Here is a 26,822-nt window from a genome sequence, read left to right as displayed (position 1 = left end):
CGCCATTGCGGGCCGGATGTGTTATCTTACGCGCCGGAAATCCCTTCAAGAGAGCCCGTCACGGTGGAAAAAAAGAAAACCTTCCCGCAGCAGAAAAGCGGCTTGCATCCGCGCAACCGTCATCGTTCGCGCTACGACTTCCCGGCGCTGATCGCCAGCTGCCCGGCGCTGGCGCCGTTCGTAAAACCGAACGCCTGGGGCGATGTCTCGGTGGACTTCGCCGATCCGGCGGCGGTGAAAATGCTCAACCGTGCGTTGCTGCAACACTTTTACGGCATCGAACACTGGGATATTCCGGCTGATTATCTGTGCCCGCCGATCCCCGGCCGCGCCGACTATCTGCATCACCTGGCGGATCTGCTGGCGACCAGCAACGGCGGCGAGATCCCGCGCGGCAAGGGCGTGGCGATCCTCGACGTCGGCGTCGGCGCCAACTGCATTTACCCGATCGTCGGCCTGCGCGAATACGGTTGGCGTTTCACCGGCTCCGAAATCGATCCGGTGTCGCTCAACTCGGCCAAGATGATCGTCGAGATGAACCCGACGCTGCGCAACAGCGTGCGCCTGCGGCTGCAAAAACAGCCTGAGCTGATTTTTAACGGCATTATCGGCGCGGCCGAGAAATTCGACGCCACCCTGTGCAACCCGCCGTTCCATGCGTCCGAGCAGGAAGCGCGCGCCAGCACCCGCCGCAAGCTGCATAAACTGGGCAAAGGAGAAGTGGCCGCCAAGCCGGTGCAAAACTTCGGCGGCAAGAACAATGAGCTGTGGTGCGAAGGCGGCGAAGAAGCCTTTGTGCGCAAGATGGTGGAGGAGAGCGTCGGCAAGGCCAACAACTGCCTGTGGTTCACCTCGCTCATCTCGAAAAACACCACGTTGCCGGCCATTTATCATGCGCTGAAGGTGGCGGGCGCGGCCGAGGTGCGCACCATCGAGATGGCGCAAGGGCAGAAGATCAGCCGCTTCGTCGCCTGGACCTTCCACGACGCCGAGCAACAGGCCGCCTGGGCAGCCGAACGCTGGCGTTAAGCCTTCAGGTGCCTCGGTATGGGAGCAAAGTCCCATACCGAGGATCGGTTTTCCCCGTTTTATTGACTTATCGCATCAGCATTTCTTAACTGTAGTCATACCTATAAAAACCCCTCCAGGCAGTGTGCAATGTCTCTCTTCGCGAGGTAGGAGACAGGCCGCGGCGCAGCCATGCCGCGAACTTAGTCCATTACACTGACGGGATTTATTATGATTCCTTTAGCTACGCAACAAGAGATCGGCGCCTTAATCATCGGCATTTTCGGGCGTTTGCCGACGGCGGCGGAAATCGATTACTACGACAGCGCATTTGATATCGGCAGCCAGCCGCCCGCCTATATGGCCAGTATTCTAATGAGCCAACCCGATGCTGGTTGGATGAGCGGCCAAAGCGAATACGACATTCTCAGCCAGGTTTATTTCTCCGTTTACAATAGCGCTCCCGATCCGGATTACATCAATGCCTTACTGCAACAGGGGCATTTCAACAGCGCTGTCGCCAGCGTCGTCATCGACCTCTTTAACTATCTGGGGGACGATCCGGTGATGCTGGCGCAGCGTGATGCGCTCGATCAGTGCATTGCAGAAGGTTTGTATCCCGGCACGGCCGCCGATGCCGCCGGCGGAAGCGGCGACGCGCAGGCGATGTTTTATCTGCTGCGAGCGCCCTGGCAGACCGATGAAATTGCGCATGACGGCAAGCTGCTCAATCAGGGGGGCGATCTGGCTGCGTTGGCGCAGAGCAAGATTGCCACCCTGCCGCTTAACGATCTTTCCGATCATGACTTCATTTTGCATCTGTTCGCTCAGGGATTCGAACGGCCACCGACGGCAACTGAACTGGCCGCTTACCAGCAACGGCTGGCGGAAGGCGCGACGCGCGGCGATCTGCTGGTGGATATGATCGCGCAGTTGCGCGGGGTGGTGGCGCCGGAAGATGCGGCGGCTCAACAGCATTTCAATGCGGCGGGCCAGGAATATTCGCCGGGCGAACTGCCGGCGACCGAGTATCTGGAGCAGATAGCGGCGCTGTTCCGTGCATTGCCCGAGCGGGCGGTGGACAGCGTCTCGCTGGACAATTGGAGCAAGACGCTGGCCTCCGGCACCTTGAGCTATGCCGAATTGGTCACGGCCCTTCTGGCGACGCCGGAATTTCAGGCGCAGATCGGTGGTTTACAGGGGGACGACTTTATTCAGCACGTCTATCAGGCGGTGCATGGCCGGGCGGCGAATGAACAGCAGTTGGACCACTACCGGACGTTGGGCGGCGACAAGGCCCTGGTCACGCAGGCGGTGATCGCCGATCTGATCAATGCGCCGCCGACAGGTGATGTTCAGTATGAACAGTGGATGTTCGCGCGCGATGTCGGCGCCAGCCTGGCGTATAAAACGACCGCGTCTCTCGCCACCAGCGAGGGCGGCGGCAACGCGTCGGGTACGGTGAATACGCATGCTCATCATACGCTGAGCAATGCAGAAACCGCCGTGCTTTTCAGGGTGTTCCTGGATGCTGACGCGGACGTCACGGTTGACCTGAGCTATGCCTCGCAGCTTTCTTACCTGATCGTCAATGGCGACGCTGCGGCGGATATCTGGCTGCACAATAACCCTGCGGCTCGGTATGGGGTGGACATAACGGTAAACAATGCCAATGTGACAGTGCATGGCACCTATGGCGACGATCGGGTGCAGCTCACTTCGCAGGCCGATCTCGCCGCCGCCCAAGGGCACTTTTATCTGAACAACGGCAATGACAGCCTGCTATGGGGAGGCAATGCCGATGGCGGCGCCAATCATGTGGGGTGGATATTCAGCGCCGATGGCGGTGACGGGCACGATATTTTGTCCGCCAACCTGATCGTCAAAATGACCTCGACGCTCGATCTCTTTGGCGTGCGCATCAGTACGGTGAGCAGCAATGCCGCCAACTTCAGTCATTTCGAACAGATAGATATGGCGGGTTACATCGGCCAGGCGGAAGCTACGCTGACGCAAATCGGTTGGAACGGTTACAGCACGAAAGCGCTGGCGACGAGTGCTCATGTGTTTGACTACGGGGTGCTGAGCGGCAACGCCACCGTAGAGGGAACGGACGGTGGGACGGTCGTGCAGAGCCGGGCGGCGCAGGCGCTTGGCCGTGAGGGATTGTTGTTGTCCGGCCGGGCGGATAACGTCAAGGTGATCAACGCCAATGCCGATGCGGCGCGCCTTGAAATCAGCGGTATCGGCGATCATGCGGACAGCCGGCTGGAGATAGCCTTCCTTGAGAATGCCACCGATCGTTTCGATCTGTTGTTCTCCGGGCGCGGTAATGCCGGCTCGTTGGCGCTTGACTCGCATGGCGATGAAAATCCATTGACATTGGTTGCCATTAACACCGGCGGCTGGGGAAATGGCGCCTTGACGCTGACGGGGCAAAATGATCAGGTGCAAGACATTACGTTGTCCGGCGGCGCGAATTTCAACCTGACGCTAACGGAGGGGTACACTCAGGTCCGCCAGGTTGACGCTTCGGCCTTCGCCGGTAATGGGTTCACCCTGACGTCCTCTCATGGCGGCAGCGGTGACGGCACGATCATTCAAATGTTGGACTTGCTGCCGTTAAGTGGTGGCGCGCAGGCCAAATTGGCGCCGCTGCTGGAAGATCTTGGGCTACAGGGCGAACAGCTGTTGGTCAAAGGCGGAGGAGGCAGCGATCAATTTAACGTGCAGGGAGACACGACGATCGTGGCCGGCGCAGGGAAAAGCCACGTGACGCTGCAGAGCAGCACGGCGGCGTCAGGCGTGACGTTAAAAGACTTTTCGCTGACGCAGGGCAGCATCGACGATGTGCTTTCGGGCCTGCGGATTGCCCATGGCGCCGGCGCTAAGCTGGCGGATTATGGGGTCAGCGATGCGCAAGGCATGGAGGCGAGAATCAGCGCCCTGACGGCCGAGCAGGGCGGCAGCGCCAGCCAGCTGTTGGCCGCGTTGCTCGATCTCGGTCAGCCTGGCGCGCTGAGCGCCAAGGTCGGGGTCAGCAGCGTTCTCGGCGAGCAAAACAGCAGTTACCTCATTGTCGATAACAATGATGACCACCGTCTGGATGCGGCGGACAGCGTCATCCTGCTCTTGGGGCAGGACCATCAAAGTTTGCTCAATGAACTGCGTTATGTGCCGGAAATCATGCTCAACGGCACGGTGACTGAGCCGGAGCCGCTGGTCGCGTAAGAGGCGATGTGTTAGCTCAACGGCGCCGGTTATCCTGCCGGTGCCGATAAAAATCCGCATTTTACCTTTCAATTTTCATTACTTACGTTATTCTCATTACGCATTTAATAATAAAAATCTTAGGTTGTTGGTTTATTTAAATTCGAATAATTACTTTACTGAATAAATAAATTTAATCCGGTTAATAGCAATAACCAGAAGGTTCGGCGCTGCCCGTTCCTTCCGCGATGGCACGTCTGCGTGTGGGCGCGGCATGTGGCCAGACAAAATAAGAAAAGCGCCATCATCTGCCACAAGGACTACACCTTATGCTGTTACGATTCAGTCAGTTAACTACCCACAAAGGCGCCGAACTGGGCGCGATAGAACACGCCGTTCCCATGATCGTATTCTCGCCCGACGGCACGGTCTTGCGCGTCAACGATCTCTTCCTCAACACGCTGGGATTTCAACGCGATGACGTGATTGGCCGGCATCACCGTATTTTCTGCGATCCGAACTATGTCGCCAGCCCGTTATATCGCAAGCATTGGGAGACGCTGAATAAGGGGCAGCCCATCACGGACACGATAAAGCGCATCGCGAAAAACGGCGAGGCGGTGTGGCTGCAGGGCACCTACGCGCCGGTGCTGAATAAACAGGGTAAGGTGTTGGAAATCGTCAAGATCGCCAGCGAAGTGACCGAGCGAGTGACCCAGGCGCAGGAACACCGCAGCCTGCTGGCGGCGCTGAATCGATCGATGGCGATGATCGCTTTCACGCCGCAGGGCACCATTGTCAGCGCCAACGACAATATGCTGGCGCTGATGGGCTATCGGCTTGAAGAGGCGTGTGGGCAGTCGCATGCGGTGCTGTGCCCGCCGGCGTTCGCCGCTTCCGACGATTATCGGCGGCACTGGCAGCGCCTGGCGCGCGGCGAGTTCATCACCGGGCGTTTTGAGCGCGTCAACCGGCGTGGCGAACGGGTATGGCTGGAGGCCAGCTATAACCCGATCCTCGACAACGACGGCCAGGTGGTGAAAGTGGTGAAGATCGCCCAGGACATCACCCGGCTGATGCAACAGCAGCAGCATGAAGAAGAGATGGTGCGCAACGCGCATCATCTGTCGCTCGATACCGACCGGCAGGCGGCGCAGGGCGCGGTCATCGTGCAGCAGGCGGTGAAGGGCATGCAGCAGGTCGAAGCGGCGGCGCGCGAAACGTCGGGCGTGGTCACCGAGCTCGGCAAGTGCTCTCAGCAGATCGGCACCATCGTCGAAGCCATTCGTAAAATCGCCGCCCAAACCAATCTGTTGGCGATTAACGCCTCCATCGAAGCCGCCCACGCCGGTGAGCACGGGCGCGGTTTTGCGGTGGTGGCCAATGAAGTGCGCACGCTGGCGGAGCAGTCGCGCAAGGCGGCGACCGAGATCGAACGCATGACCAAGTCTATCCAGCAAGGCGTGGCGGCGGCGATCGCCGGCATGGCGACCTGCGTGGAACAGGCCGGCGGCGGTGTGGCATTGACCCACGATGCCGGAGAAGTGATCAACCAGGTCAATATCGGCATGCATGACGTCGTGAAGCTGATGCAGGCGTTTACGTCGGTGAAACAGGGCGACGCGTTGCACTGAGTCTGCCGGACGCCGCCCCTGAAAGCGGGGCGGCGTTTGTCTCTTCCCACCGATCTCTGTGCCGTTGAGCTGCGGTTCAATTTTACCGGTCTATGCTAGACTTGATATGAACGAACGTTCGTTCATTTCAATTTATGGCGCCAGGCGCCCCCTTCACCGTTTCGGGAGCTGCCGATGGGAAACCGAGAAAAGATTGTCGACGCTGCGCTGCACAGCTTTACCCATAAGGGATTTCACCAGACCAGCATGCGGGATATCGCCCAGGCGGCGGGCGTCAGCGTGGGCAACCTCTATAACCATTTTTCCGGCAAGGAGGCGCTGATCGGCGAGATCGCGCTGCTGGAAAACGGCGTATTCGCCGAGTTCGCCGCCGCATTGCGGGCCGAGAAAAAGCGGCCGAAAGAGGCGCTGTCGGCCTTTTTCACCGCCTATCACGCTTTTGTCGCCGAACCGGACAATGTGCAACTGACGGCGGAGATTGTGGCTGAAGTGGCGCGTAACCCGGCATTGGCCGAACCGTTCAGCGCCAACCAGCGGCAGTTGATTGAGGCGCTGGCGACGACGATCGCCGAGGCTCAGCAAATCGGCGAGATCGCGCCGGCGATAGCGCCCTTGCCGCTCGCGCAGCTGGTGCTGGACGTGATCGAAAGCCAGGCCTGGCGGCAGGCGATCTTTGCGTCGCCTGCGCCGGAAGGGACCACGCCGGTGCGGCTGTTGGAACAACTGCTCTACCGGCATCCCTAGTCGAGGTTGATATGTTGCACATTGAGCCTTATCGCGACGCTGACCGGCTGCAAACGGCGGCGTTGATCTACGCCGCGTTCTGCGACAAATTCCAGTGCGCGCGTCGTCTGAGCGCCCGCCTTCAGTGGCGTCTGTTCTATCGGCTGTGGTGTTGGCGGCAAAGCGGCAGCCGGGAGCGCAGCTTCGTGGTGAAACAGAATGAACAGGTGGTGGCGGCCTTTGCCCTCAATGCGGCCGAGGCAGAGGGCGACGGCGGGTTGCGCCCTCGCGGATTGCCGATTTGGCGGCTGTGTCGCCGCTATGGCTGGCTGAACGTTTGGCGCATGTATCTGCAAATGGCGGTGTTGCAGCATGCCCCGGCGGCCGATGAGCTGTATCTCTCTTACCTGGCGGTGGCGGAGAATCAGCGCGGTAAAGGGGTGGGCAGGCGACTGCTGCAGTGGATGAATGACTACGCCGCCGAACAAGGCGCAGGCCGACGTCTGAGCCTGCATGTCAGCCGGCGCAACGTGAATGCGCAGCGTCTGTACCGGCGCTGCGGCTTTCAGGTGCGACGCGAAGAGCATTACGCCTTGCTGGGGCTGCTGTTCGGCCAGGCCGATTGGATATTGATGGAGAAACGCAACGGGGAGGCGACGTGCGCAAAATAGGGCTGTGCCTCGTGGCGCTGGTTTTGGCGGCGCTTGGCTGGGTGATTTACGTCAACGACTTTCGCTTTGTCACCGAACCGGTCGCGGTGACCGCCGGCGGCAATCGGTTGACCGGCACGCTGGTGCTGCCGGAGCATGCGCCGGTCAAGCCCGGCGTCGTGGTGTTCGTGCACGGCGATGGGCCGGCCAACGTCAGCCGCGACGAAGGCTATTACGGCATTTGGGAGGCGATGGCGCAGCAGGGCTATGCGGTTTTAGCCTTCGATAAGCCGGGCGTTGGCGGCTCCGGCGGCAACTGGCTGCATCAGACCATGGCGGATCGCGCGCGGGAAACCGTCGATATCATCGACTGGGTCCGGCGGGACGGGCGCTTCGATGCGCGCTGCGTGGGGCTGTGGGGCACCAGCCAGGCGGGGTGGGTGATGCCGGAGGTGGCGCGTTTGCGCCCCGACATCGCGTTTACGCTGGCGGTGGCGCCGGCGATCAACTGGCTGCGACAGGGGCGCTATAACACCCGGGCGGCGATGGCGGCGGCGGGGGATGATGAAGCGCAGATCCAGGCGCGCGAGGCGCATTGGCGCCATATCCAAACGCTGCTCGAACAATCGGACGGCTACGCGGAGTACCGCCGCGAGTATGGCGCCGCCGCCGCATTGAGCGCCGACCGCTGGCGCTTTATCCGCGCTAACATGGCCAGCGACGCGACGGCGGGATTGCGGCATTTCACCACGCCGGTGCACCTGATCCTGGGCGGGCGCGACGTCAACGTGGACGCGGACGAAACCGAGCGCGTTTACCGGCAAACGATCCCGGCCTCGCTGCTGACGGTGACGCGCATCGACGAAGCCGATCACGTGATGGTCAAGCCGCTGTTCGCGCGCCATCCGTGGCTGACCAACGTGGTGGGCCTGTTTGCCCCGCGTTCGGTGCAATACGACGCCTACCGGCAGGACGTGGCGGCCTTCCTGGCCGCTCAGCCCTGCGGGCGCGGGCGCTAACCTCAGATCGCCGCGGGCGGCGCCTGCTCGTCATGCGGCTGCGGCGCGCGGGAAATCTGCATCGCCTGCTGCGGCATGCCGATGCCGGCCCGATCGAAATGGATTTTCACCAGCCGGTCGAGAGCGTACTGCACCACCCACTGTTTCAGCGCCTGCGTGCGCACCGTCACGCGGGTGGTGAACGAGCGATCGCCCAGCGCCACCACGCCGTTGAAGACCGGCTCGCCAATCAGGAAATGCTTGACCTGTTCATCCTGCTTCAGCGCCTCGATGGCTTGATGCAGCACCGCATTGACCCGATCGATGTCCTCGTCGCGGCTGACGGTGTAATTGGCGCGGTACACCCCGAACTCACGCGCATAGTTGGCCAGCGTGGTGATCGAAGAGTACGGCACGATGTGATAGACGCCGTAGTCGTCGCGCAGGCCGATCGAGCGGATGGTCATGCGCTCCACGGTGCCGGTGATGCCGCTGACGGTGACGTATTCGCCGGTGTTCATGCCGTTTTCAAACTGGATGAACACGCCGGTGATCACGTCTTTCACCAGCGTCTGGGCACCGAAGCTGATGGCCAGCCCCAGCGCGCCGGCGCCCGCCAGCAGCGGCGCGATGTTCAATCCCACCTGGGACAGCACGATCATCACGGTGATGGTGCTGATAACGATAGCCAACACGTTGCGAAACAGCGTCAGCAGCGTGCGTTCGCGCGCGCTCGGCCGCACGCCGTTGCTCAGCTCCAGCGCCAGGCGGTGCTCGATGATGCTGGCCATCAGCGTCCAGCTGAACACGGCGATCAACAGGATCAGCAGAATATGCACCAGCCCGCCGAGCGTCCGCTGGCCATTTTCGCTGCCCGCCCATTGATACAGGTTGATCAGGTGCCAGGCATCGAGCAGGAACAGCGTCACCGCCAGCACCACCATCACCCGCAGTATCTTCAGCCCGTTCGGGATGTAGGAGTTGATGCGCCGCTCGAGCATCGGGTAGCGCAGATTGACGTCGGTCGGCAGTGAAATGCGGCGGAAAATCCAGCGGGTCAGCATGCCGGACAGCAGCGCGCCGACGCCGACCACCAACAGGCTTTTCACCGTGGCGCTCATCATAAAGCGCAGGCTGTTGCCGATGTCGAACTGGGACAGCACGAACAACACCAGAAAATAGGCGATCGCCAGAAGATGCCAGATATGCCCCAGGCCGCGCAGGATCACGCTGAAAAACGCCATCGACCGTTCGGCCAGCAGGTTGATCTGTTGCTGTATCGGCTTGCGGTTGTGCAGGATCAGCCAAATGGCGTACAGCGTCAGCGCCAGCATCACCACCAGGTTGACGGTGGCGGCGGCCGGGTAGCTTATTTGTACCGCCACCACCGGCACCACCACCATCAGGCCGTAGCCGATCAGGCCGCTGAGCCAGGCGAGGCGCGTGTTCCAGTAGTGCGCGCTCCGGTCGCTGAAGGGGAAGGGGCGCAGATAGTCGAAGTTGGGGGCGAAAATCAGCCGCAGCACCGCCTTGAAAAATTCAATCACCGCGAAGGCGCTGAGAAACAGGGTCTGCAGCCGCAGAATGGTGGCGCTGTCGGCGTGGACGTGGCGGGCGAACAGATTGCCCGCCGCCAGCGCCAGCAGCAGCACCAGCAGATCGATGGCGAAAGCGCCGAGAATGGCGGCGGGGCGTTTATACCACGGGCCGCGCTGTAGCCGCGCATTGTGTCCCCAACTGCCCATGCGTTTGTACAGCGGCGCGATCAGCCGCCGGATCAGGTGGAACAGCGCAAAGGTGACCGCCACCGTCAGCAGAAAGTAGCCCAGCGCGCGGAAAAAGCCGGCGGGATTGAAAACGCGCTTCGGGCCGGAGTCGATCAGCTTTTGCAGCGCGCCGAGCTTTTGGTTAAAGGTGCCGATGCCTTCCTGCGCCAGTGAGTTCAGGCTGTCGCTCAGCGTAGCGGGCGTCGATTCTTCCGGCGTTGCCGGCGCGGCGGCGGGGGCGTCGCCGGCGGTCTGTTTCAGGTGGTTGATGAGTTCCGCGCGCGCTTTGTCGTCTTGCAGCAGATCGGCCAGCGCGGCGTAGGCGGCTTTCTGCTGCTCACTCTTGTCGGCGGGCGCGGGCGGCGCATTTTGCGCCAGGGCCGGTGGTGCGAAGACGTTCAGGGCCAGCAACAGCAGCAGGAAAAGCAGGTGTTCTCGCAGATGAGAACCTCGTCGGGAGTATGCGTTTGGCGGCATGGTTCCTCTCTTTGGCGTTCTGTGATCGGCGGATATAAAAGCAATACGATGAAAAACAATCAATATAGTAGGAAAGGTGGCGCGACGGGGCGTGGGAGAGCGTGCGGAATGAAAGCGGCGGGCGCGTGGCGCGCCCGCCGTTAAACCGCTTGGATCAGGACACGTGCTGCAGGAACTCCTGCAGACGCGGGCTTGGCGGATGATTGATCAGATCGTGCGGGTTGCCGTCTTCGGCAATCCGGCCCTTGTCGATAAAGATCAGGCGCGACGCCACTTTTTCGGCAAAGCCGACTTCATGAGTGACGATGACCATCGTCATCCCTTCTTCGGCCAGATCCTGCATGACCTTCAGCACTTCGTGGCGCAGCTCCGGATCGAGCGCGGAGGTCGGCTCGTCGAACAGCATCATTTTCGGCTTCACCGCCAGCGCGCGGGCAATCGCCACGCGCTGCTGCTGGCCGCCCGACAGTTCAGACGGGTAATGGTGGGCGCGCTCCGCCAGACCGACTTTGGCCAGCAGCTCGCGCGCCAGCTTTTCCGCATCGGACTTCTTCGCGCCGCGTACGCGGATCGGGCCGAAGGCGACGTTTTCCAGCGCCGTCAGGTGCGGGAACAGATAGAACTGCTGGAACACCATGCCGGCTTCCTGGCGGATCAACCGATCGTCCACTTTCGGATCGTTGGCTTTCAGGCCGTCGACGATCAGATCGCCGCTGGTGACTTCTTCCAGCTTGTTGATGCAGCGCAGCAGGGTGGATTTGCCGGAGCCGGACGGCCCGATGATCACCACCACTTCGCCTTTGTCGATCTTCAAATCGATGTTGTGCAGCACCTGGGTTTGGCCAAAATGCTTGGAGACGTTTTTAAATTCAATCACAGGATTTTCATCCTTCTTTCCAGACGACGCAGCACGAAGCTCAGCACCAGGGTAATAATCAGATAGATAACCGCCACGGCGCTCCAGATTTCCAGCGCGCGGAAGTTACCGGCAATAATTTCCTGACCCTGACGGGTCAGCTCCGCCACGCCGATCACGATGAACAGCGAGGTGTCTTTGATGCCGATGATCCACTGGTTGCCCAGCGGCGGCAGCATGCGGCGCAGCGCCAGCGGCATAATGACGTAGCGGATGGTTTCGCGGCGCGACAGGCCGAGCGCCAGGCCGGCCTCGCGGAAACCGTTATGGATAGACAGCACCGCGCCGCGGGTGATTTCCGCGATGTAGGCGCCGGAGTTGATCATGATGGTCACCACCGCCGCGGTGAACGGATCGATGCGCAAATCGGTGAACGCCATCGGCAGGGCGAAGTAGATGAACATCACCTGCACCACGATCGGCGTGCCGCGGATCACTTCGATAAACACCAACGCGATGTGGTTGGCGATCCAACCGCCGTAGGTGCGGGCAAAGCCGGCGACGAGGCCGATGATCAGGCCGCCAATCAGACCGAGGACCGAAATCCACAGGGTCATTTTGGCGCCCTCTAACAAGATAGGAATGGCGGGCCAGATGGCGCTCCAGTCGAACTGCATGATATTTCTCCCGGTGATCCCAAACGTGGGTATCAGATACAACGAAGCGCAGGGGGTTAAGCGCCCCCTGTGCTTAAGTTAATAGCTTGCCAAATTCACAGCTTACTTAGGTTCGGTGCCGAACCACTTCTTGTAGATTTCGTTATAGGTGCCGTTCTCACGCAGGGTTTTCAGCGCGCCGTTCACCTTCTCGCGCAGCGCATCGCTGCCTTTAGGGAAGGCGATGCCATACTGCTGCGCTTCCAGCGAATCGCCGACGGTTTTGAACTTGCCGGCGCCAGCCGTCTTAATGAAGTATAGGATGTTTGGCGTGTCGTGCAGCACCGCGTCGGCGCGCTTGGTGCCCAGTTCCATATAGGCGTTGTCAATGTTCGGGAACTGACGCAGATCCTTGGTTTTGATGTGCTGCTTGGCGTAATCCACCGAGCCGGTGCCGCTCTTCACCGCCACCACTTTGCCGTTCAGATCGTCGATGCTTTTCACGCTGTTGTTGTCGGCATTGACCATCACCAGCAGGCCGCTTTTGTAGTAACCGTCGGAGAAGTCGATGGCTTTCTTGCGCTCATCGGTGATGGTGATGCCGGCCAGCGCCAGATCGACGTTTTTGGTCTGCAGCGCCGGAATGATGCCGCCGAAGTCCATCGGTTTCAGGGTGTAGTCCAGCTTCAGCTCTTTGGCGACGGCGGCCCACAGGTCGATGTCGAAGCCGACGTATTTGTCGCCTTGCTTGAACTCAAAAGGAACGAAAGCGGTGTCGGTGGCGACCACCAGTTTGTCTGCTGCGTGAGAACTTACGGCAAAGGCCAGGGAGAGTGCGGCCAGGGAGACTTTAAAAATCGACTTCATGAGAGGAATTCCTGTACAGGTTGCGGATTACCCATTTTTTATATTGCAGTTGGTGCCATGAAAAAATCGTGCCATGTTTTCAACTACTATAAAAACAAAGAGTTACTTCGTGATGTTGTGCCGGAAAGGCGAATTGTTATGGTTGTGCACCACAATGAGGCACCGAAATGGTGCGTAAGAATTATCTTGGTGCACGGGGCTATCATTAACCAAATTTTGGCTGTGAAACAACCGTTCTTTAACGTTTTTGCTTCAATATTGATAACTAACTCTAACTTTCATGATGCACCGACGGTGCAAGCGGGGGCCGCGAGAGGAGAAAAAGGGGAGCAGATAATGCTAACGCAACTGGCTGTCTTTGCTGCCGCGCCGGTTGTACAGGCTGGTGGCCGCGTGTTTTTTGTCTTGTTCGGTCTGGCAGGCGAGGCAATAACGCACCCCCTTCAGCGCCTTGCGGCGCGCCTCGGGGATCGGTTCTCCGCATTCCTGGCAATAGCGTTCGCTCTCGCCATGCCCGAGCGCATCACGCGCGCGCTGCACCGCATCGTCGACGGTAGAATCAATTTGATCTTGTACGGCGCCGTCCGCCGCCCAGCCGCTGGCCATCATCACCTCCTGATAAGGGAAACCTACCGTTTAATATGGGCCGTTTTTTGCACAATTCAACGACCGCGCAAAAGAAAACAGGCCGGGCGAAGCCCAGCCTGTTCTGCCCGGCACGACGGGCGGTCTGCAACGCGTTGCGGCGTTATTCGATATTGGATTCGATGAACCACAGGAACTTGTCCAGATCGCGCGAGGCGGCGGTGAACATGTCGGCGGTGTCTTCGTCTTCCACTTCGGTAATGGCTTTGCGGATGTCATTCGCCACCGCGCCGTAGCGATCGGCCAGCGCTTTCAGGTGCTCTTGCACGCTGTGGATATTGGTTGGATAGCTTTTCAGCGGCGTGCGATCGTTCACCACCTGTACGGTGCCCAGCGCCACGCCGCCCAGCTGCACCACGCGCTCGGCGAAGGTGTCCTGGTGCTCGATGATGGCGGTGCGGAAGCCGTCCAGCATTTCATGAACCGCGATAAAGTTCGCGCCACGCATGTTCCAGTGCGCCTGTTTGGTGATCAACGAGAGATCGATGAATTGCACGACCTGATGGTTCAGCGCCTTGATGGCGGCCAGTTTGATTTTTTCGTCCAGATCGTTACGGGTATACAGCAGATCAGAAGATTTCGTTTTCACCAGTTTAGCGGTACTCATATCAGATATCCTCTTGATTAGTCGTTGTCCTATTTCGTTACGGGATCAATTATAGCAGGGCTGTTTATTTTTGCCGGACGAAAATGGCTATTGCACAAATAGGGTTAGCCTACGAGTAATTGGTCTGGTTGAATTTTTATTTAATGCAACAGCATGAAAAATATAATTATTTATCATTCACTGATTTATTGTTTATGGCTGTGAAAATTTACCTTGGTTATTTTATTTTTTCGCCTGCGGGTTTCGGCTAAATATCCGCTTTGTTATCGTGGTGTTAATTTCTCATCCATTCATATTGATAGCGGTAATTGATGCCGCTACAGTAGGGTAATTATCCTCTCTCTTTATAGGCGAATAATGAAAATTAACGTCGTCGGCACCAGCGGCAGCGGTAAAAGCACCCTGGCGCGTCAACTGGCGGAACGTCTTGACGTTCCCTATATCGAGATGGACAGACTCTATTGGCGGCCCGAGTGGCAGGGGACGCCCGATGGTGCGTTCCTGGCGCGGCTTGAGCAGACGCTGGCCGAAGCGGGAGGAGGCTGGGTGCTGGACGGCAACTACAGCCGCACGCAACCGATCAAGTGGCGCGAGGTCGATTATATCCTGTGGCTGGACTACGGTTTCTGCCGCACGTTGTGGCAAGCCGTGCGGCGCGCGTGCCGACGCGCGGCCAGCAAAAGCGAGCTGTGGCCGGGCACCGGCAATCGGGAAAGTTTCCGCCGTTCTTTCTTTAGCCGCGAGTCGATCGTGCTGTGGACGATCCGCACTTACTCGAAGAACCGGCGAAAATACCTGGCGGAGATGGCCCGTACCGATGCAGGGCACCGTTTCGTGCGCTTGCGCTCTCCCCGCCAGGCCGCCGATTTTCTACGGACGCTGCCGCAGGCTCACAGCAGCAGGCGGTGATGGATCCTCACCACCGCTTTCTTGACGTGCTGCGGCTGCTGCCACAGGCAGCCGGTCTTATGCGGTTCCATCTGGAAAAAGATCGCGAACATACCGTGCGTCATGTGCAGCGTTTGCGGGTGGCGTTTGATGTCCAGCAGCAGCAGGTCGCTATTTTCTGCATGCGGATGTTCGCGATGCCAGTCGCCCGCCAGGCCGTATTCGATGCGTTCTTCGCCGCTGATCAGCAGATGCAGCGCGATGTACTCCTGATGCATTTCGGCGCGCTTTTCCGCCGCCGGCACGGTGGTCAGCGTCATCACGTCCATAAAGATGTTATCGCCGTCGATCGGGTGATGGCCCAGTGCCAGTTCGGGCAGGTCGCATCGGCGCAACTCGGTCAGGGTTGAAACCAGCGCTGGCGCGAGTCCGCGGCCGAAGCGTGGGTTGAACAGGCTGTTATGAATCACTGTTATTCTCCATGTGAGCGAAAGTCCAAAGAGCCTGCGATACAGGCTAAGGGGAAGTATGCCGATTTGTCACGAGGAAAACAGTTAACCCGCCTGCATTCCGGCGTTGCGGTCGGCAGGCGAGTCAGGCGATCAGGAAAGGCTTTCGAGGCGCGGTTTGGGGCGAATGGTCAGGGCGGAACCCATGGAGGCGGCGATGATCGCCGCCAGCGCCAACCATTGTACGCCGCTCAGGTGTTCGCCGAGGAACAGCATGCCGGACAGCGCCGCCATCGCCGGCTCCAGGCTCATTAAGGTGCCGAAAGTGCGCGCCGGAATTTTGGGCAGCGCGATGATCTCCAGCGAATAAGGCAGCGCGGTGGAGAGGATCGCCACCGCCAGAGCGACCGGCAGAATATCGAGGTTGAACAGCACGCTGCCGGTTTGCCAGGCGCCGATCGGGCAGAACACCAGCGCGGCGATCAACGAACCGAGCGCCACCGTGCCGGGGCCGTGATCGCCGCCGGCCTTTTGGCCGAAAATGATATAGACCGCCCAGCAGGCGCCGGCGCCGAGCGCACAGGCGGCGCCGAACGGATCGATCCCGCCTACGCCGTGGCCGAGCGGCAACAGGAACCACAACCCGGCGATCGCCAGCGCCACCCAGAGAAAGTCGATCGGCCGCCGCGACGAGAACATGGCCACCGCCAACGGGCCGGTAAACTCCAACGCCACGGCGATGCCGAGCGGCACGGTGCGCAGCGACAGGTAGAACAGGTAGTTCATCGCGCCGAGCGACAGGCCGTAAATCAGCAGCGGCAAGCGGCTGCCGGCGACGATGCGCATACGCCACGGGCGGAAGATAATGAACAGAATCAGGGTGCCGATGAAAAGACGCAGCGTCGTAATGCCTTCCGCGCCCACGATCGGGAACAGGCTTTTGGCCAACGAGGCACCGCTTTGGATAGACACCATGGCGATGATTAACAGACAGATGGGCAGCAGCGCGGAGGGCGCTCTGCCGGAAGTAGATAACGACATCCTTAACGGGCCTTTTTTGCGCCGTTCCTCAGCCTTGAGAAAACGGTCGAAACGGGGATGCGAGCAGTGTAAATGAAATGGCGAAAATCTGTCTGAGAAAAGCGCACATCGCGGTGAAATCCGCCGATCCTCGGATGAGATGTGGCGAATTTGGTCAAAAAGTGCGCTTTTTCTTAAGAATTATCTGGATATTAAATTGGTGATTTTTGTCACAGAAAGCCGTAGAATACGGCCGAAAATAGAGCGAAAAGAAGCAGATACACTGTTCTTGAAATCTTCTGTTACACGATATAAAGCATTAGACACTCATTTCAAGGCAGAGTTTCACGCTAATTTTTGTTATATTTTCAAAGCATGAACAAATGGATGTACTTAATAATAAAACGCGTTTGAGGTGGTTATGAAAAAAATTGCATGTCTTTCCGCAGTAGCAGCTTGCGTATTAGCAGTTAGCGCAGGTACCGCATTCGCTGGTCAGAGCACCGTATCCGCTGGCTATGCGCAGGGTGATCTCCAAGGCGTTGCTAACAAGGCCAACGGTTTCAACCTGAAATACCGTTACGAGTTCGACAACAACCCACTGGGTGTGATCGGCTCCTTCACCCACCTGGAAAAAAATCGTTCTGAAAGCGGTTTCTACAAGAAATCTCAGTACGATTCCATCACCGCAGGTCCAGCTTACCGCTTCAACGACTGGGCGAGCATCTACGGTGTGATCGGTGTTGGCTACGGCAAAAACATCGACAACGCCCAGGCTGGCGGTAACAAAGGTGGCAACAGCGACTACGGCTTCACCTACGGTGCCGGTCTGCAGTTCAACCCAATCGAAAACGTTGCCCTGGACGTTGGCTACGAGCAGAGCCGCATCCGCAGCGTGGACGTTGGCAGCTGGAACGTTGGCGTAGGCTACCGCTTCTAAGATTTCTTCATGCCTGCGGGCGTGAATGCGCGGCACAGGTTGCCGCGCGGATAAAAAATCCGCCTTCGGGCGGATTTTTTTTTATCTGTCATTAGCTGCCGCGCCCCGTCGGCTGCGTCGAAAAGCGCGCGCTGCGGGCATCGCGCTCATAGCCTTGCGGTTCGGTCAGTAAACCGTACAGCTCGGGGCGGCGTCCGTAAATCCAGCGGCGGCCGGTGCTGAGCGGGATCAGCGTCAGATCGAGATCGGCGCTGACCAGCCGGTCCTCCGCCGCCCAGGTCTCCGCCACGATGCGGCCGTAGGGATCGAGGATCATCGCATTGCCGGTGCGTACCTCATCGTCATCGCGGCCCACGCCGTTGCTGAACAGCAAAAACAGCCCGTTGTCATGAGCGCGCGAGGGCAGCCAGCGCATCAGCCAGCCGCGGCCGTGTTCGCCGCGAAAGGCGGCTTCTATCGCCTGCGGATCTTCCGCTCGCCGCTGCCACAGCGCCTGTGGGATCGGCTTCATACCGTGCGGGCTGCGCGAATGGGTGCCGCCGGTCTGGTGCGGGGCCATCAACACCTCCGCGCCCAGCAGCGCCGTCGCGCGCGCATTCTCCACCAGATTGTTGTCCCAACAGATCAATACGCCCACGCGCACGCCCCAGGGGGTGTCGAACACCGTATAGCGATCGCCGCTGGCGAGAGCCGGATGTTCGAAGGCGTGCAGTTTACGGTGCACATGCAGCGCGCCGTCCGGCAGGCATACGGCGTAGGCGTTGTAGCAACGGCCGTCATCGCCCAGCTCGATCAGCCCGACGCCGATCGCCATGTTGTAACGCTCCGCCAGCGGGCGAATGCGCGCCAGCGAAGGGCTGGCCGCGATCGGTTCCGCCAGCGCCCGCACTTCGGCGTCGGACAGATGGCGTACGTGCCAATAGCCGGTGATGCACATTTCCGGGAAGGCCAGCAGCTGTACCTGCTGCTCGGCCGCCTGAGCGATAAAGCGCTCGATGGTCGACAGGTTGTAATTTTTATCGTTGGCGCGATGCTGGAATTGCACCGTGGCGGCGCGCAATGAGATGGTCATGGGGTCTCTCCGGTTAGGGTCTGCGTTGATTACAGCAGGTGGATTGATTACTGTATAATCAATTAAATTCCTTATTCGATAACTTAATGGAATGGATATAAAACAACTGCGCGCCCTGGTGGCGCTGGCCGAACAGGGCAACTATCGTCAGGCGGCGAGCCGGTTATGCATCAGCCAACCGGCGCTGAGCAAGCAAATTCAGGCGCTGGAAACCCAGCTCGGCGTTCGATTGTTCGAGCGTGGCCGACAGGGGGCGGTGCTCACCGCCGGCGGGCAGCGGCTCTACCCGGAGGCGCAGGCGCTGGTGGCGCAGTACCAGCAGTTTCAGCGGCGCGCGCGGCGGGTGGCCCTCGGGGAAGCGGGGCGGCTGTCGCTGGGATTTGGCCTTTCCAGCTTTCATCTGGCGCCGCAGCTGGTGGCGGCCTTTCGCCAACGGTTCCCCGAGGTGGCGATCGGCCTGGAGGACTTGCCGTCGGAACGCCAGTATCAGCTGTTGCTGCAGGGAGAGTTGCAGGCGGGGTTCGTGCGTTTGCCGGTCAATACGCCGCTGTGCGGCGTGGCATTGCTGAGCGATCGGTTGGTGCTGGCCGCGCCGGGCGCGCTGGCGCTGCGCGCCGACGATCTGATGGCGCGTTTCAATCAGTTGCCGCTGTTGCAGCTGACGCCCAAACGCGGGCGCGGGCTGAGCGATCAGTCGCTGCGGTTTATCGCCGCTCACCGGTTGGTGCCGAATGTGGTGCAGCAGGCCGGTGATATCCAAACGTTGTTGGCGTTGGTTGCCGCCGGCGTCGGTGTCGCGCTGCTGCCGCACAGCATCACGCATATCGCGCCGGCCGGTATCGACATTTTACCGCTGAGCGGCGAGGAGACGGAGTGGCAGGTCGGTATCGCCTGGGATCCGCAGCGCGCCGACGCGCTGCGGGACAACTTCATTCAGACGGCGTTGACGGTGCAACGCGCTTAGGCATTCAAAGCGGGCAATGCATCACGACGATCGGGCTCTGGTGATACTCGCTGCGGTGGCTTTCGCTAAAGCCGACTTTTTTCGCCAGCGCCAGCGAGGCCTGGTTTTCCGGCGAGATGATGCAGACGGTTTGCGCGCCCGGCAGGTGCGTCTTACCCCAGGCCAGCGCCGCCCGCAGCGCCTCGGTGGCGTAGCCTTTGCCGTGCGCCGAGCTCACCAGCGTCCAGCCCATTTCCGGCGCGTCGAGCGCCGGGGTGATGTCGCGCAGGAAGTTGGAGAAGCCGATGCTGCCGAGATACTCGCCGCTTTGTTTGTCACGCACCGCCCAATACCCGTATCCCAGCAGCGCCCAGTGGCCGACGTAGCGCATCAGGCGCCCCCAGGAGTCTTCCCGGTCGCGCGGCGTGCCGCCGATATAGCGCACCACCAGCGGATCGGCCCACAGAGCGGCCAGCGAGTCGAAGTCGTCCAGCGTGTGCGCGTCCAGCCGCAGGCGTTCGGTGATAAGCGTTGGCGCGGTGTTGATTACGGTCATGTTGCTGCTCCTGCACAGGGTGAAAGGCGATGAAAAACAACGGCGTTCAGTATGCCAGAGAAATCACACCGCCAGCCACAACAGCCAGGTGAACAGAAAGCCGCTCAGGCCGAGCAGGGTGGTCAGCACCGTCCAGGTCTTCAGGCCATCGGCCACCGACAGCCCCAGATAGCGCGTGACGATCCAAAAACCGGAGTCGTTGACGTGGGAAAGCCCCAGTCCGCCGAAACAGGTCGCCAGCGTCACCAGCACCAGCTGCAGCTGATTCAACCCGCTGACCGCTTCCGACAACAGGCCGCCGGTGGTCAGGATCGCCACGGTGGCGGAACCCTGCGAAGCGCGCAGCGCCAGAGAAATGATAAACGCGGCGGGCACCAGCGGCAGGCCGATGGCCGTCAGCACTTCCGCCAGCGCCTTGCCGACGCCGGATTCCACCAACACCTTGCCGAACACGCCGCCCGCGCCGGTCACCAGGATCACCACCGCGGCGGTCGGCAGCGCGGCGCCCATCACGTCGCTGGCGTGTTGCAGACTCCAGCCGCGGCGCAGCGCCAGGAAGTAGAAGGCCAGCAGCAGGGCTATCATCAGCGCCACCGCCGGCGACCCCAGCAGAGACAGCGCATCGCGCAGCGCCGAGCCTGCCGGCAACAGCGTGGCGGAGACGGTGCCGAGCATGATGATGGCGATCGGGATGACGATCAGCGCCGCCACCAGGCCGGCGCCGGGCGGGTTGATGCGATCGCTGAGCGGCGCGTGATCTTCCGGCCGCGGCTCCGGCGCCGCCAGCTGCAGTTGTTCCAGCACCTCTATCGATAACGGATAGGTTTTGCGGTTGAGGTAGTTGGCGGCGAAATAGCCGATCACGCCGACCGGAATACAGATCGCGAGGCCGATGATGGTCAGCCAACCGATGTCGGCGTTGAGCAGGCCGGCGGCGGCGACCGGGCCGGGGTGCGGCGGCAGCGCGACGTGTACCGTTAACATCACGCCGGCCATCGGCAGGCCGAACTTCAGCGGCGACACTTTGGCGACCTTGGCGAAGCCGTAAATAATCGGCGCCAGAATGATAAAGCCGACGTCGAAGAAGACCGGAATGCCGAGGATAAATGCGGCGAGGGTCAGCGCGGCGACGGTATGTTTCGGCCCCAGCCCCTGGCTGAAGCGTTGCGCCAGCGACTCGGCGCCGCCCGAGTGTTCGATCATGCGCCCGAGCATCGCCCCCAGACCGATGATGATGGTCACCGAGCCAAGCACGCCGCCCATCCCGGCGGTCATCACTTTCATCACTTCACCGGTCGGAATGCCGCTGGCCAACGCCACCAGCAGACTGACCACCAACAGCGCGACAAAGGGTTGCACCTTCGCCTTGATCACCATCAATAACAGCAGCACCACGCCGAGTACGGCAATCAGCAACAGCAGAGAGGTAGACATGAAAAAAGCCTTTCGTTGGGTAAGCGTTGGGCACCGCGATCGCCGCGTGGCGATACGGGTGCGTTTCATTGTTATAAAATCGTTTTCCTGGTGTCGGCGTGCGGCTTTAGCGGTAAGGCTTCAGCCAGCCGAGTCCGGCGGCGGTGTCGCCACGCGGGCGGTATTCGCAACCGATCCAGCCCTGATAGCCGAGCGCATCCAGCTTGTCGAACAGCCACGGGTAATTCAGTTCGCCCTCATCCGGTTCATGACGATCCGGCACCGAGGCTATCTGGATATGCGCGTAGCGCCCGGCCAGCGTTTCCAGCAGCCCGCTGATATTGCCGTCCACTAACTGCGCGTGGAAAAAGTCGAACTGGATGAACACGTTCGGTCTCTCGATCGCCGCCACCGCTTCCGCCGCCTGATGTTGACTGGCGAACAGGTAGTCGGGCTTGACCGGTGGACTGAGCGCTTCGATCAGCACCTTGACGCCGTGCGGGGCGAAGGCGTCGGCGGCATAGCGCGCATTGGCGATAAAGGTGTCGAGATAACGCTGCCGATCCGCGCCCGCGGGCACCACGCCGGCCATCAGGTGCACGCAGGGGCAGGAAAGGGCGATGGCGTAGGCCAGCGCGCGATCGATATCAGCGCGCGCATCTTGCTCGCGGCCCGGCAGCGCCGCCAGCCCCCATTCGCCGGCGGCGACATCGCCGGGCGCGGTATTGAACAGCACCTGTTGCAGGCCGTGTTCGCGCAGCTTTTCGGCCAACAGCTCGGCGGGATGTTCGTAAGGGAACAGGAATTCCACCGCGCTGAAGCCTTGTTCGGCAGCGGCGGTGAAGCGATCGAGGAACGGCACCTCGGTAAACATCATCGATAAATTGGCGGCAAATTTAGGCATGGGTCAGCTCCGTAATTCGGCAATTTCATCATCGGTCAAATAGCGGATCGGACGATCGCCGAGGGTGAAGATCAGCCGCGCCGCATCTTCCATCTCTTCGGCATTGTCCGCCGCCGCTCGCAGGTTTTTACCGGTCACCACCGGCCCGTGGTTGGCCAGCAAAAAGGCGCGGTGGGTCGGCGCCAGGCGAGCCAGATCCTGCGCCAACCTTTCGTCACCGGGGCGATAGTAGGGCACCACCGGCACCTTGCCGACGCGCATCACCACATAGGGGGTGAACGGTTTGATGGCGTTGTCGACGTCCAGCCCCTGCAGGCAAGAGAGCGCCGTGAGGTAGGTGCAATGCAGGTGCACCACCGCTTTGCATTCAGGATTGTTCAGATACAGCGCTCGGTGAAAGCTGATCTCTTTCGACGGCTTGTCGCCGGAGAGCCAGTCGCCGTTCAGGCTCACTTTAGACAGGCGATCGGCCTGCAGCTCGCCCAGGCAAGAGCCGGTCGGCGTCGCCAGCAGCGCGCCGTCTGGCAGCAACAGCGAGAGGTTGCCGGCGGAACCGGTGGCGTAACCGCGTTGAAAAAACGAGGCGCCGAGGCGCACCATCTCTTCGCGCGCCTGTTGTTCGATGGTCATGGTCATACTGGAAACTCCGTTTGCGCGCGCGCGAAGAAGGCTTCATCGCCAAAATTGCCTGATTTCAGCGCCAGGGAAATCGCCCGATCGCTGGCGCGCACCCAGGGAACGCCGGGGGAAATGCTGGGGCCAATATGGAAGCCGCGAATGCCCAGCGCCTGCGTGACCACGCCGGAGGTTTCTCCGCCGGCGACGATAAAGCGGCTGAATCCCAACTGGCGCAGTTGCATCACCAATTCGGCGAACAACGCCTCCACCGCCTCGCTGGCGGCGCTACCGTGCTGCCGTTGCGTTTGCTGCAGCGCTTCCGGCGCCGCAGTGGCGTAGATCAGCGGGGCAAGCGCCTCCCCGGCGTGATGCTGCGCCCAGTGCGCCAACTCGGCGGCGTAGGCGGCGCGTGCCTGCGGTTCGAGGCAACGGTCGATATCGATGGCCTGCGCCGAAGCGCGCTCGCGATAGTGCGCCACCTGCCGGTTAGTCATCACAGAACACGAGCCCGACAGCACTGCTGCCTTTTCCCCCTGCGGCGCGCCGGCCGCCTCTGCCGCACGATCGCCGCTTTGCGCCCATTGCCGCGCCAGGCCGATCGCCAGGCCTGAACCGCCGGTCACCAGCTTCATCGTTTTCAACGCTTCACCCTGGATGAGCAGATGCCGCTCGTTGAGCGTATCCAGCACCGCGTAGCGCACGCCTTCCTGGGCCAGTTGGCGCAGCTTCTCGCTGACCGCCTCGGCGCCGCGATCCATTTCCGCCGCCGTCACCAGCCCGCAGCGCCCGGCGGCTTGGGATTCCATCAGGCGCAGCAGGTTGCTGTCGGTCATTGGCGTGACCGGGTGATGACGCATGCCGGATTCAGACAGCAGCTGTTCCCCGACGAACAGGTGGCCCTGATAGACCGTGCGGCCGTTTACCGGCAACGCCGGTGAGACAACCGTGAAATTTTCCCCCAGCGCGGTGAGCAGGGCGTCGGTCACCGGGCCGATATTGCCCTGTGCGGTGCTGTCGAAAGTGGAGCAGTATTTGAAGTAGAACTGGCGGCAGCCCTGTTTTTGCAACCAGGCCAGCGCCTGCAACGACAGTTCGACCGCCTGTTCTGCCGGGCAGGAACGCGATTTCAGGCTGATGACCGCCGCCTGTGCATTGATCTGGGTTTCGTCTTGCGGCACGCCGTTCAGCTGCACCGTCGGCAGGCCGTTTTGCACCAGAAAACTGGCGATGTCGGTCGCGCCGGTAAAGTCATCCGCGATTACGCCAAGCAGCATCAGAGCGCCTCCTTTTTCTGCGGCAGATCGATGCCGGTAAAGATTTTGATTACCGCACTGTCATCTTCTTTACCGTAACCGGCGTTGCTGGCGGCAGTAAACATGGTAAAAGCGGTAGAGGCCAGCGGCAGCGGGAAGTGCAGCGCCTTGGCGGTATCCGCCACCAGCCCCAAATCCTTGACGAAGATATCCACCGCCGATTTGGGCGCATAGTCGCCGTCGACCACGTGGCGCATGCGATTTTCGAACATCCAGGAGTTGCCGGCGGCGTGGGTGACCACGTCGTACATCACGTCCAGCGGGATGCCGGCGCGGGCGGCCAGCGCCATAGCTTCCGCTCCGGCGGCGATGTGCACGCCGGCCAACAGCTGATGGATGATTTTTACCGTCGCGCCCAGACCGATCGTCTCGCCGATGCGGTAAACCTTGCCGGCGATGGCGTCCAACACGGGTTGCAGACGCTCGAAGGTGGCGTCGGCGCCGGCGGCCATCACCGTCATCTGGCCTTCCTCCGCCTTGGCCGCTCCGCCGGAAACCGGCGCGTCCAGCATCGGTAGCCCGTAGTCCAGCAGCCGTTGCTCGATCTGTTTGGCGTCATCGGCGGAAATGGTCGAAGAGACCATCACCGCGGTGCCTGGCTTGAGCTTTGGCGCCAGGCCTTGTTCGCCGAACAGGATCTGCTTCACCTGGGCGGCATTCACCACCAGCAGCAGCACGGCGTCCAGCTCGGCCGCGAAGTCGCACGCGCTGGTAGACGTTTGTTTCGCGCCAGCCTGCTGCAGCGTCGCCAGCGCCTGCGGATTCAGGTCCGCCCCGTAGGTGGTCAATCCGGCGCGGAGGCACGAACGCGCCGCGCCCATGCCCATCGCGCCCAGTCCGATGATGCAGACGGCATAATTCCCTGGGTGTGTCATACTGCACTCCTGTTAATTTTAGTGATAATTTGTTTTGTTGTGTTAAATGTAAGCGCTTGTCGATGGTTTATCCGCGATCGATATCACAATAATTAACAATGTGTGAAACGAGTTTTTCGTCTGATTTCTGGCCCGTATCAACATTATTATTATGTTTTTAAATAAGTTTATGTTTACCTGGCCTAACTGCGCGCGTCGTCACGCCGCGAAAAATTAGGGCTATCGGCGAACGAAAATTGACGTAAAATCACAATTATTATCACCGCAGCAACGAGAGGGAACCGTGATACCTGTAGAACGCCATCAACAAATTCTTGCGCTGGTATCCGAACGCGGCGTCGTCAGCATTGCCGAGCTGACCGAACGGCTGGGGGTGTCGCACATGACGATCCGCCGTGATTTGCAAAAGTTGGAAGAACAGGGCGCGGTGCAGTCGGTCTCGGGCGGCGTGCAGGCGCCCGAGCGGGTGGCGAGCGAACCTTCGCACCAGGCCAAAGAGGGGATGTTCAGCCGGCAGAAACTCGCCATTGGCCGGCTGGCGGCGCGGCAAATTCCCGCCGGCAGCTGTATCTATCTGGATGCCGGCACCACCACGCTGGCGCTGGCGAAACAGATCGGTGAACGTGACGATTTGACGGTGGTGACCAACGACTTTGTCATCGCCGGCTTCCTGATCGAACACAGCCAGTGCAGAATCATCCACACCGGCGGCACCGTGTGCCGGGAAAACCGCTCCTGCGTCGGCGAAGCGGCGGCACAGGCGCTGCGCGGTCTGTTTATCGATCTGGCGTTCATCTCCGCCTCTTCGTGGAGTATGCGCGGCCTGTCGACGCCGAACGAAGACAAGGTGATGGTGAAGAAGGCCATCGTCGAGGCCAGCCGCCGCCGCATTCTGCTCAGCGATACGTCCAAATACGGCAAGGTCGCGACCTACCTGGCGCTGCCGATCGCTGCCTTTGACGCCGTCATTACCGACGAAGGGTTGCCCGCCGCCGCGCGGGAGGCCATTGAGCAAGCGGGGATTGCATTGCTGACGGCGGGAGAAGAAGAATAAGAACGAACCGGAATCAGGATGAAAGCTCGGTATCGATGCCACGTGCGGGCGCTTCACTTGCTTCAATGCCGCCGCGTTCACGCCATTCGCGGCGCCTTTGTTCCCACCACTCTTTGTGAAAAGCTTGCATCTCTTTCAGGCGCTGTTCCTTAACGTGCTGCTGGTAAGTGTGGGATGCTATGGGGGCTACGCGGAATTTCGATGACATAGAGGCCGTCCTTTATAAACTCTATTTTGTATAAATAATGCCCTTTGTGAGCGTATTTTTTCAACAAAAAATCATAAATTTTAGCTAATGCTGGCCTTAACGGTGCGCTTAAGATGATCCTGGCATGATACTGATAGGCAAACTTGAGAAGGGTTTCTCCAATGCCAACTACGAATAAGCGTTCGCGTTGGAAAAGGGTGTAATGCATTGCGGTATAGGTATCGAAAGCTGAGCGCCGATGCCTGTCTGCGTCGCTCAACGCCTTAACATCATAAAACTCCAGAGAGAAAGCATTATTGAGGAGAGCCGTGTCCACATACACTGGGGCAAACCAATGGTGCATGTTTTGCCCAATTTTCTTGAAATCCAAATGATAGATGGCCGTTTTACCATCATCTTTTCTGACCGCAATCTGATACCTGTATGTGTCTGCTACCCCTGTATGTGACTCCCTCACATCAATCTCCATGAT

General features: G+C 60.2%; 26 protein-coding genes. 10 read left to right on the top strand and 16 right to left on the bottom strand.

The annotated features are described in order from the left end of the window. Positions 1 to 63: 63 nt before the first annotated feature. From rlmF to ACMGGK_RS16210, 6 genes are all read left to right on the top strand, one after another. Positions 64 to 1,029, top strand: coding sequence for a 23S rRNA (adenine(1618)-N(6))-methyltransferase RlmF (gene rlmF, locus ACMGGK_RS16235; RefSeq protein ID WP_170913119.1), 966 nt, complete (start codon positions 64 to 66; stop codon positions 1,027 to 1,029). A gap of 210 nt (positions 1,030 to 1,239) precedes the next feature. Next, positions 1,240 to 4,239 carry a DUF4214 domain-containing protein gene (locus ACMGGK_RS16230; protein ID WP_420277026.1) on the top strand — a complete coding sequence of 1,000 codons (3,000 nt, stop codon included), beginning with the start codon at positions 1,240 to 1,242 and terminating at the stop codon, positions 4,237 to 4,239. A gap of 308 nt (positions 4,240 to 4,547) precedes the next feature. Further along, a complete protein-coding gene (locus ACMGGK_RS16225; protein WP_420277025.1) occupies positions 4,548 to 5,852 on the top strand; it encodes a methyl-accepting chemotaxis protein in 1,305 nt (434 codons plus the stop codon). 174 nt (positions 5,853 to 6,026) lie between these two features. Continuing rightward, positions 6,027 to 6,596: a TetR/AcrR family transcriptional regulator gene (locus tag ACMGGK_RS16220; protein ID WP_049299523.1), complete on the top strand. Its 570-nt coding sequence runs from the start codon at positions 6,027 to 6,029 to the stop codon at positions 6,594 to 6,596. Between the two features lie 11 nt (positions 6,597 to 6,607). Continuing rightward, the gene (locus ACMGGK_RS16215; protein WP_143778744.1) at positions 6,608 to 7,246 is read left to right on the top strand and encodes a GNAT family N-acetyltransferase; all 639 of its coding nucleotides are present in this window, start codon (positions 6,608 to 6,610) and stop codon (positions 7,244 to 7,246) included. Then, complete coding sequence (locus ACMGGK_RS16210) at positions 7,234 to 8,244, top strand: alpha/beta hydrolase family protein (RefSeq protein WP_420277024.1); 1,011 nt, start codon at positions 7,234 to 7,236, stop codon at positions 8,242 to 8,244. The genes ACMGGK_RS16215 and ACMGGK_RS16210 overlap by 13 nt, the downstream gene beginning before the upstream one ends. Before the next feature lie 2 nt (positions 8,245 to 8,246). Here the strand turns inward: ACMGGK_RS16210 and ybiO are convergent, their stop codons facing one another. The 6 genes from ybiO to dps all read right to left on the bottom strand — a co-directional run bounded on the left by ybiO (position 8,247) and on the right by dps (position 14,097). Further along, positions 8,247 to 10,466, bottom strand: coding sequence for a mechanosensitive channel protein (gene ybiO / locus ACMGGK_RS16205; protein WP_097102505.1), 2,220 nt, complete (start codon positions 10,464 to 10,466; stop codon positions 8,247 to 8,249). 154 nt (positions 10,467 to 10,620) lie between these two features. After that, entirely contained in the window at positions 10,621 to 11,343 is a 723-nt protein-coding gene (glnQ, locus tag ACMGGK_RS16200; RefSeq protein WP_004939230.1) for a glutamine ABC transporter ATP-binding protein GlnQ, read from the bottom strand. Next, positions 11,340 to 11,999 (bottom strand): glutamine ABC transporter permease GlnP, encoded by a 660-nt coding sequence (gene glnP / locus ACMGGK_RS16195; protein WP_420278088.1) that lies wholly within the window; start codon positions 11,997 to 11,999, stop codon positions 11,340 to 11,342. The genes glnQ and glnP overlap by 4 nt, the downstream gene beginning before the upstream one ends. Before the next feature lie 102 nt (positions 12,000 to 12,101). Then, entirely contained in the window at positions 12,102 to 12,845 is a 744-nt protein-coding gene (gene glnH, locus ACMGGK_RS16190; protein WP_019454486.1) for a glutamine ABC transporter substrate-binding protein GlnH, read from the bottom strand. A gap of 339 nt (positions 12,846 to 13,184) precedes the next feature. Then, a complete protein-coding gene (locus ACMGGK_RS16185; RefSeq protein WP_016928515.1) occupies positions 13,185 to 13,451 on the bottom strand; it encodes a DksA/TraR family C4-type zinc finger protein in 267 nt (88 codons plus the stop codon). Positions 13,452 to 13,593: 142 nt separating this feature from the next. Beyond that, the gene (dps, locus tag ACMGGK_RS16180) at positions 13,594 to 14,097 is read right to left on the bottom strand and encodes a DNA starvation/stationary phase protection protein Dps (protein ID WP_016928514.1); all 504 of its coding nucleotides are present in this window, start codon (positions 14,095 to 14,097) and stop codon (positions 13,594 to 13,596) included. A gap of 357 nt (positions 14,098 to 14,454) precedes the next feature. Here dps and ACMGGK_RS16175 point away from each other — a divergent pair, with 357 nt between their 5' ends. Continuing rightward, positions 14,455 to 15,006: a shikimate kinase gene (locus ACMGGK_RS16175; protein ID WP_049299851.1), complete on the top strand. Its 552-nt coding sequence runs from the start codon at positions 14,455 to 14,457 to the stop codon at positions 15,004 to 15,006. On the opposite strand, the gene nanQ is transcribed toward ACMGGK_RS16175, so the two are convergent. Together nanQ and rhtA are read right to left on the bottom strand one after the other, a co-directional pair. After that, positions 14,988 to 15,455: an N-acetylneuraminate anomerase gene (gene nanQ / locus ACMGGK_RS16170; RefSeq protein ID WP_016928512.1), complete on the bottom strand. Its 468-nt coding sequence runs from the start codon at positions 15,453 to 15,455 to the stop codon at positions 14,988 to 14,990. The two genes, ACMGGK_RS16175 and nanQ, sit on opposite strands and share 19 nt — an antisense overlap. Positions 15,456 to 15,587: 132 nt before the next feature. Further along, the gene (gene rhtA, locus ACMGGK_RS16165; protein WP_004939202.1) at positions 15,588 to 16,475 is read right to left on the bottom strand and encodes a threonine/homoserine exporter RhtA; all 888 of its coding nucleotides are present in this window, start codon (positions 16,473 to 16,475) and stop codon (positions 15,588 to 15,590) included. 400 nt (positions 16,476 to 16,875) lie between these two features. Between rhtA and ompX the strand changes: the two genes are divergently transcribed. Next, entirely contained in the window at positions 16,876 to 17,394 is a 519-nt protein-coding gene (gene ompX, locus ACMGGK_RS16160; protein WP_004939201.1) for an outer membrane protein OmpX, read from the top strand. Between the two features lie 91 nt (positions 17,395 to 17,485). Here the strand turns inward: ompX and ACMGGK_RS16155 are convergent, their stop codons facing one another. Beyond that, positions 17,486 to 18,466 (bottom strand): nitrilase family protein, encoded by a 981-nt coding sequence (locus tag ACMGGK_RS16155; RefSeq protein ID WP_016928510.1) that lies wholly within the window; start codon positions 18,464 to 18,466, stop codon positions 17,486 to 17,488. A gap of 91 nt (positions 18,467 to 18,557) precedes the next feature. On the opposite strand from ACMGGK_RS16155, the gene ACMGGK_RS16150 reads away from it, so the two are divergent. Next, positions 18,558 to 19,430, top strand: a complete 873-nt coding sequence (locus ACMGGK_RS16150) for a LysR family transcriptional regulator (RefSeq protein WP_079450970.1) — start codon at positions 18,558 to 18,560, stop codon at positions 19,428 to 19,430. A 4-nt stretch (positions 19,431 to 19,434) separates the two neighbouring features. Here the strand turns inward: ACMGGK_RS16150 and ACMGGK_RS16145 are convergent, their stop codons facing one another. The 6 genes from ACMGGK_RS16145 to ltnD form a co-directional block, all read right to left on the bottom strand. Further along, positions 19,435 to 19,965, bottom strand: coding sequence for a GNAT family N-acetyltransferase (locus ACMGGK_RS16145; protein ID WP_016928508.1), 531 nt, complete (start codon positions 19,963 to 19,965; stop codon positions 19,435 to 19,437). A 63-nt stretch (positions 19,966 to 20,028) separates the two neighbouring features. Further along, entirely contained in the window at positions 20,029 to 21,399 is a 1,371-nt protein-coding gene (locus ACMGGK_RS16140; RefSeq protein ID WP_016928507.1) for a GntP family transporter, read from the bottom strand. 106 nt (positions 21,400 to 21,505) lie between these two features. Next, positions 21,506 to 22,282: a 2-oxo-tetronate isomerase gene (gene otnI, locus ACMGGK_RS16135; RefSeq protein WP_016928506.1), complete on the bottom strand. Its 777-nt coding sequence runs from the start codon at positions 22,280 to 22,282 to the stop codon at positions 21,506 to 21,508. A gap of 3 nt (positions 22,283 to 22,285) precedes the next feature. Beyond that, on the bottom strand, positions 22,286 to 22,918 hold the full coding sequence (locus tag ACMGGK_RS16130; RefSeq protein ID WP_016928505.1) for an aldolase: 633 nt from the start codon (positions 22,916 to 22,918) through the stop codon (positions 22,286 to 22,288). Next, the gene (gene otnK / locus ACMGGK_RS16125; RefSeq protein WP_143778747.1) at positions 22,915 to 24,174 is read right to left on the bottom strand and encodes a 3-oxo-tetronate kinase; all 1,260 of its coding nucleotides are present in this window, start codon (positions 24,172 to 24,174) and stop codon (positions 22,915 to 22,917) included. The genes ACMGGK_RS16130 and otnK overlap by 4 nt, the downstream gene beginning before the upstream one ends. Then, on the bottom strand, positions 24,174 to 25,088 hold the full coding sequence (gene ltnD, locus ACMGGK_RS16120) for an L-threonate dehydrogenase (protein WP_143778748.1): 915 nt from the start codon (positions 25,086 to 25,088) through the stop codon (positions 24,174 to 24,176). The genes otnK and ltnD overlap by 1 nt, the downstream gene beginning before the upstream one ends. 283 nt (positions 25,089 to 25,371) lie before the next feature. On the opposite strand from ltnD, the gene ygbI reads away from it, so the two are divergent. Then, complete coding sequence (gene ygbI / locus ACMGGK_RS16115; RefSeq protein ID WP_016928502.1) at positions 25,372 to 26,142, top strand: DNA-binding transcriptional repressor YgbI; 771 nt, start codon at positions 25,372 to 25,374, stop codon at positions 26,140 to 26,142. Between the two features lie 149 nt (positions 26,143 to 26,291). Here the strand turns inward: ygbI and ACMGGK_RS16110 are convergent, their stop codons facing one another. Continuing rightward, a complete protein-coding gene (locus tag ACMGGK_RS16110) occupies positions 26,292 to 26,819 on the bottom strand; it encodes a hypothetical protein (RefSeq protein ID WP_197758125.1) in 528 nt (175 codons plus the stop codon). Positions 26,820 to 26,822 lie beyond the last annotated feature (3 nt).

The organism is Serratia sp. BNK-33-b (assembly GCF_048684565.1).
Taxonomy (GTDB): domain Bacteria; phylum Pseudomonadota; class Gammaproteobacteria; order Enterobacterales; family Enterobacteriaceae; genus Serratia; species Serratia marcescens.
The sequence above is the reverse complement of the archived record's forward strand: the minus strand, read 5'-3'. Positions and strand labels throughout refer to the sequence as shown.

Coding starts and splice junctions, on each gene's coding strand:
- rhtA (WP_004939202.1), bottom strand. CDS start 16,475: ATGTCGTTATCTACTTCCGGCAGAGCGCCCTCCGCGCTGCTGCCCATC.
- ACMGGK_RS16215 (WP_143778744.1), top strand. CDS start 6,608: ATGTTGCACATTGAGCCTTATCGCGACGCTGACCGGCTGCAAACGGCG.
- ACMGGK_RS16230 (WP_420277026.1), top strand. CDS start 1,240: ATGATTCCTTTAGCTACGCAACAAGAGATCGGCGCCTTAATCATCGGC.
- otnI (WP_016928506.1), bottom strand. CDS start 22,282: ATGCCTAAATTTGCCGCCAATTTATCGATGATGTTTACCGAGGTGCCG.
- ACMGGK_RS16150 (WP_079450970.1), top strand. CDS start 18,558: ATGGATATAAAACAACTGCGCGCCCTGGTGGCGCTGGCCGAACAGGGC.
- ACMGGK_RS16110 (WP_197758125.1), bottom strand. CDS start 26,819: ATGGAGATTGATGTGAGGGAGTCACATACAGGGGTAGCAGACACATAC.
- ACMGGK_RS16175 (WP_049299851.1), top strand. CDS start 14,455: ATGAAAATTAACGTCGTCGGCACCAGCGGCAGCGGTAAAAGCACCCTG.
- ACMGGK_RS16145 (WP_016928508.1), bottom strand. CDS start 19,965: ATGACCGTAATCAACACCGCGCCAACGCTTATCACCGAACGCCTGCGG.
- otnK (WP_143778747.1), bottom strand. CDS start 24,174: ATGCTGCTTGGCGTAATCGCGGATGACTTTACCGGCGCGACCGACATC.
- glnP (WP_420278088.1), bottom strand. CDS start 11,999: ATGCAGTTCGACTGGAGCGCCATCTGGCCCGCCATTCCTATCTTGTTA.
- dps (WP_016928514.1), bottom strand. CDS start 14,097: ATGAGTACCGCTAAACTGGTGAAAACGAAATCTTCTGATCTGCTGTAT.
- ACMGGK_RS16220 (WP_049299523.1), top strand. CDS start 6,027: ATGGGAAACCGAGAAAAGATTGTCGACGCTGCGCTGCACAGCTTTACC.
- ltnD (WP_143778748.1), bottom strand. CDS start 25,088: ATGACACACCCAGGGAATTATGCCGTCTGCATCATCGGACTGGGCGCG.
- ACMGGK_RS16155 (WP_016928510.1), bottom strand. CDS start 18,466: ATGACCATCTCATTGCGCGCCGCCACGGTGCAATTCCAGCATCGCGCC.
- ACMGGK_RS16185 (WP_016928515.1), bottom strand. CDS start 13,451: ATGGCCAGCGGCTGGGCGGCGGACGGCGCCGTACAAGATCAAATTGAT.
- ompX (WP_004939201.1), top strand. CDS start 16,876: ATGAAAAAAATTGCATGTCTTTCCGCAGTAGCAGCTTGCGTATTAGCA.
- ACMGGK_RS16130 (WP_016928505.1), bottom strand. CDS start 22,918: ATGACCATGACCATCGAACAACAGGCGCGCGAAGAGATGGTGCGCCTC.
- ACMGGK_RS16225 (WP_420277025.1), top strand. CDS start 4,548: ATGCTGTTACGATTCAGTCAGTTAACTACCCACAAAGGCGCCGAACTG.
- ybiO (WP_097102505.1), bottom strand. CDS start 10,466: ATGCCGCCAAACGCATACTCCCGACGAGGTTCTCATCTGCGAGAACAC.
- ACMGGK_RS16140 (WP_016928507.1), bottom strand. CDS start 21,399: ATGTCTACCTCTCTGCTGTTGCTGATTGCCGTACTCGGCGTGGTGCTG.
- glnH (WP_019454486.1), bottom strand. CDS start 12,845: ATGAAGTCGATTTTTAAAGTCTCCCTGGCCGCACTCTCCCTGGCCTTT.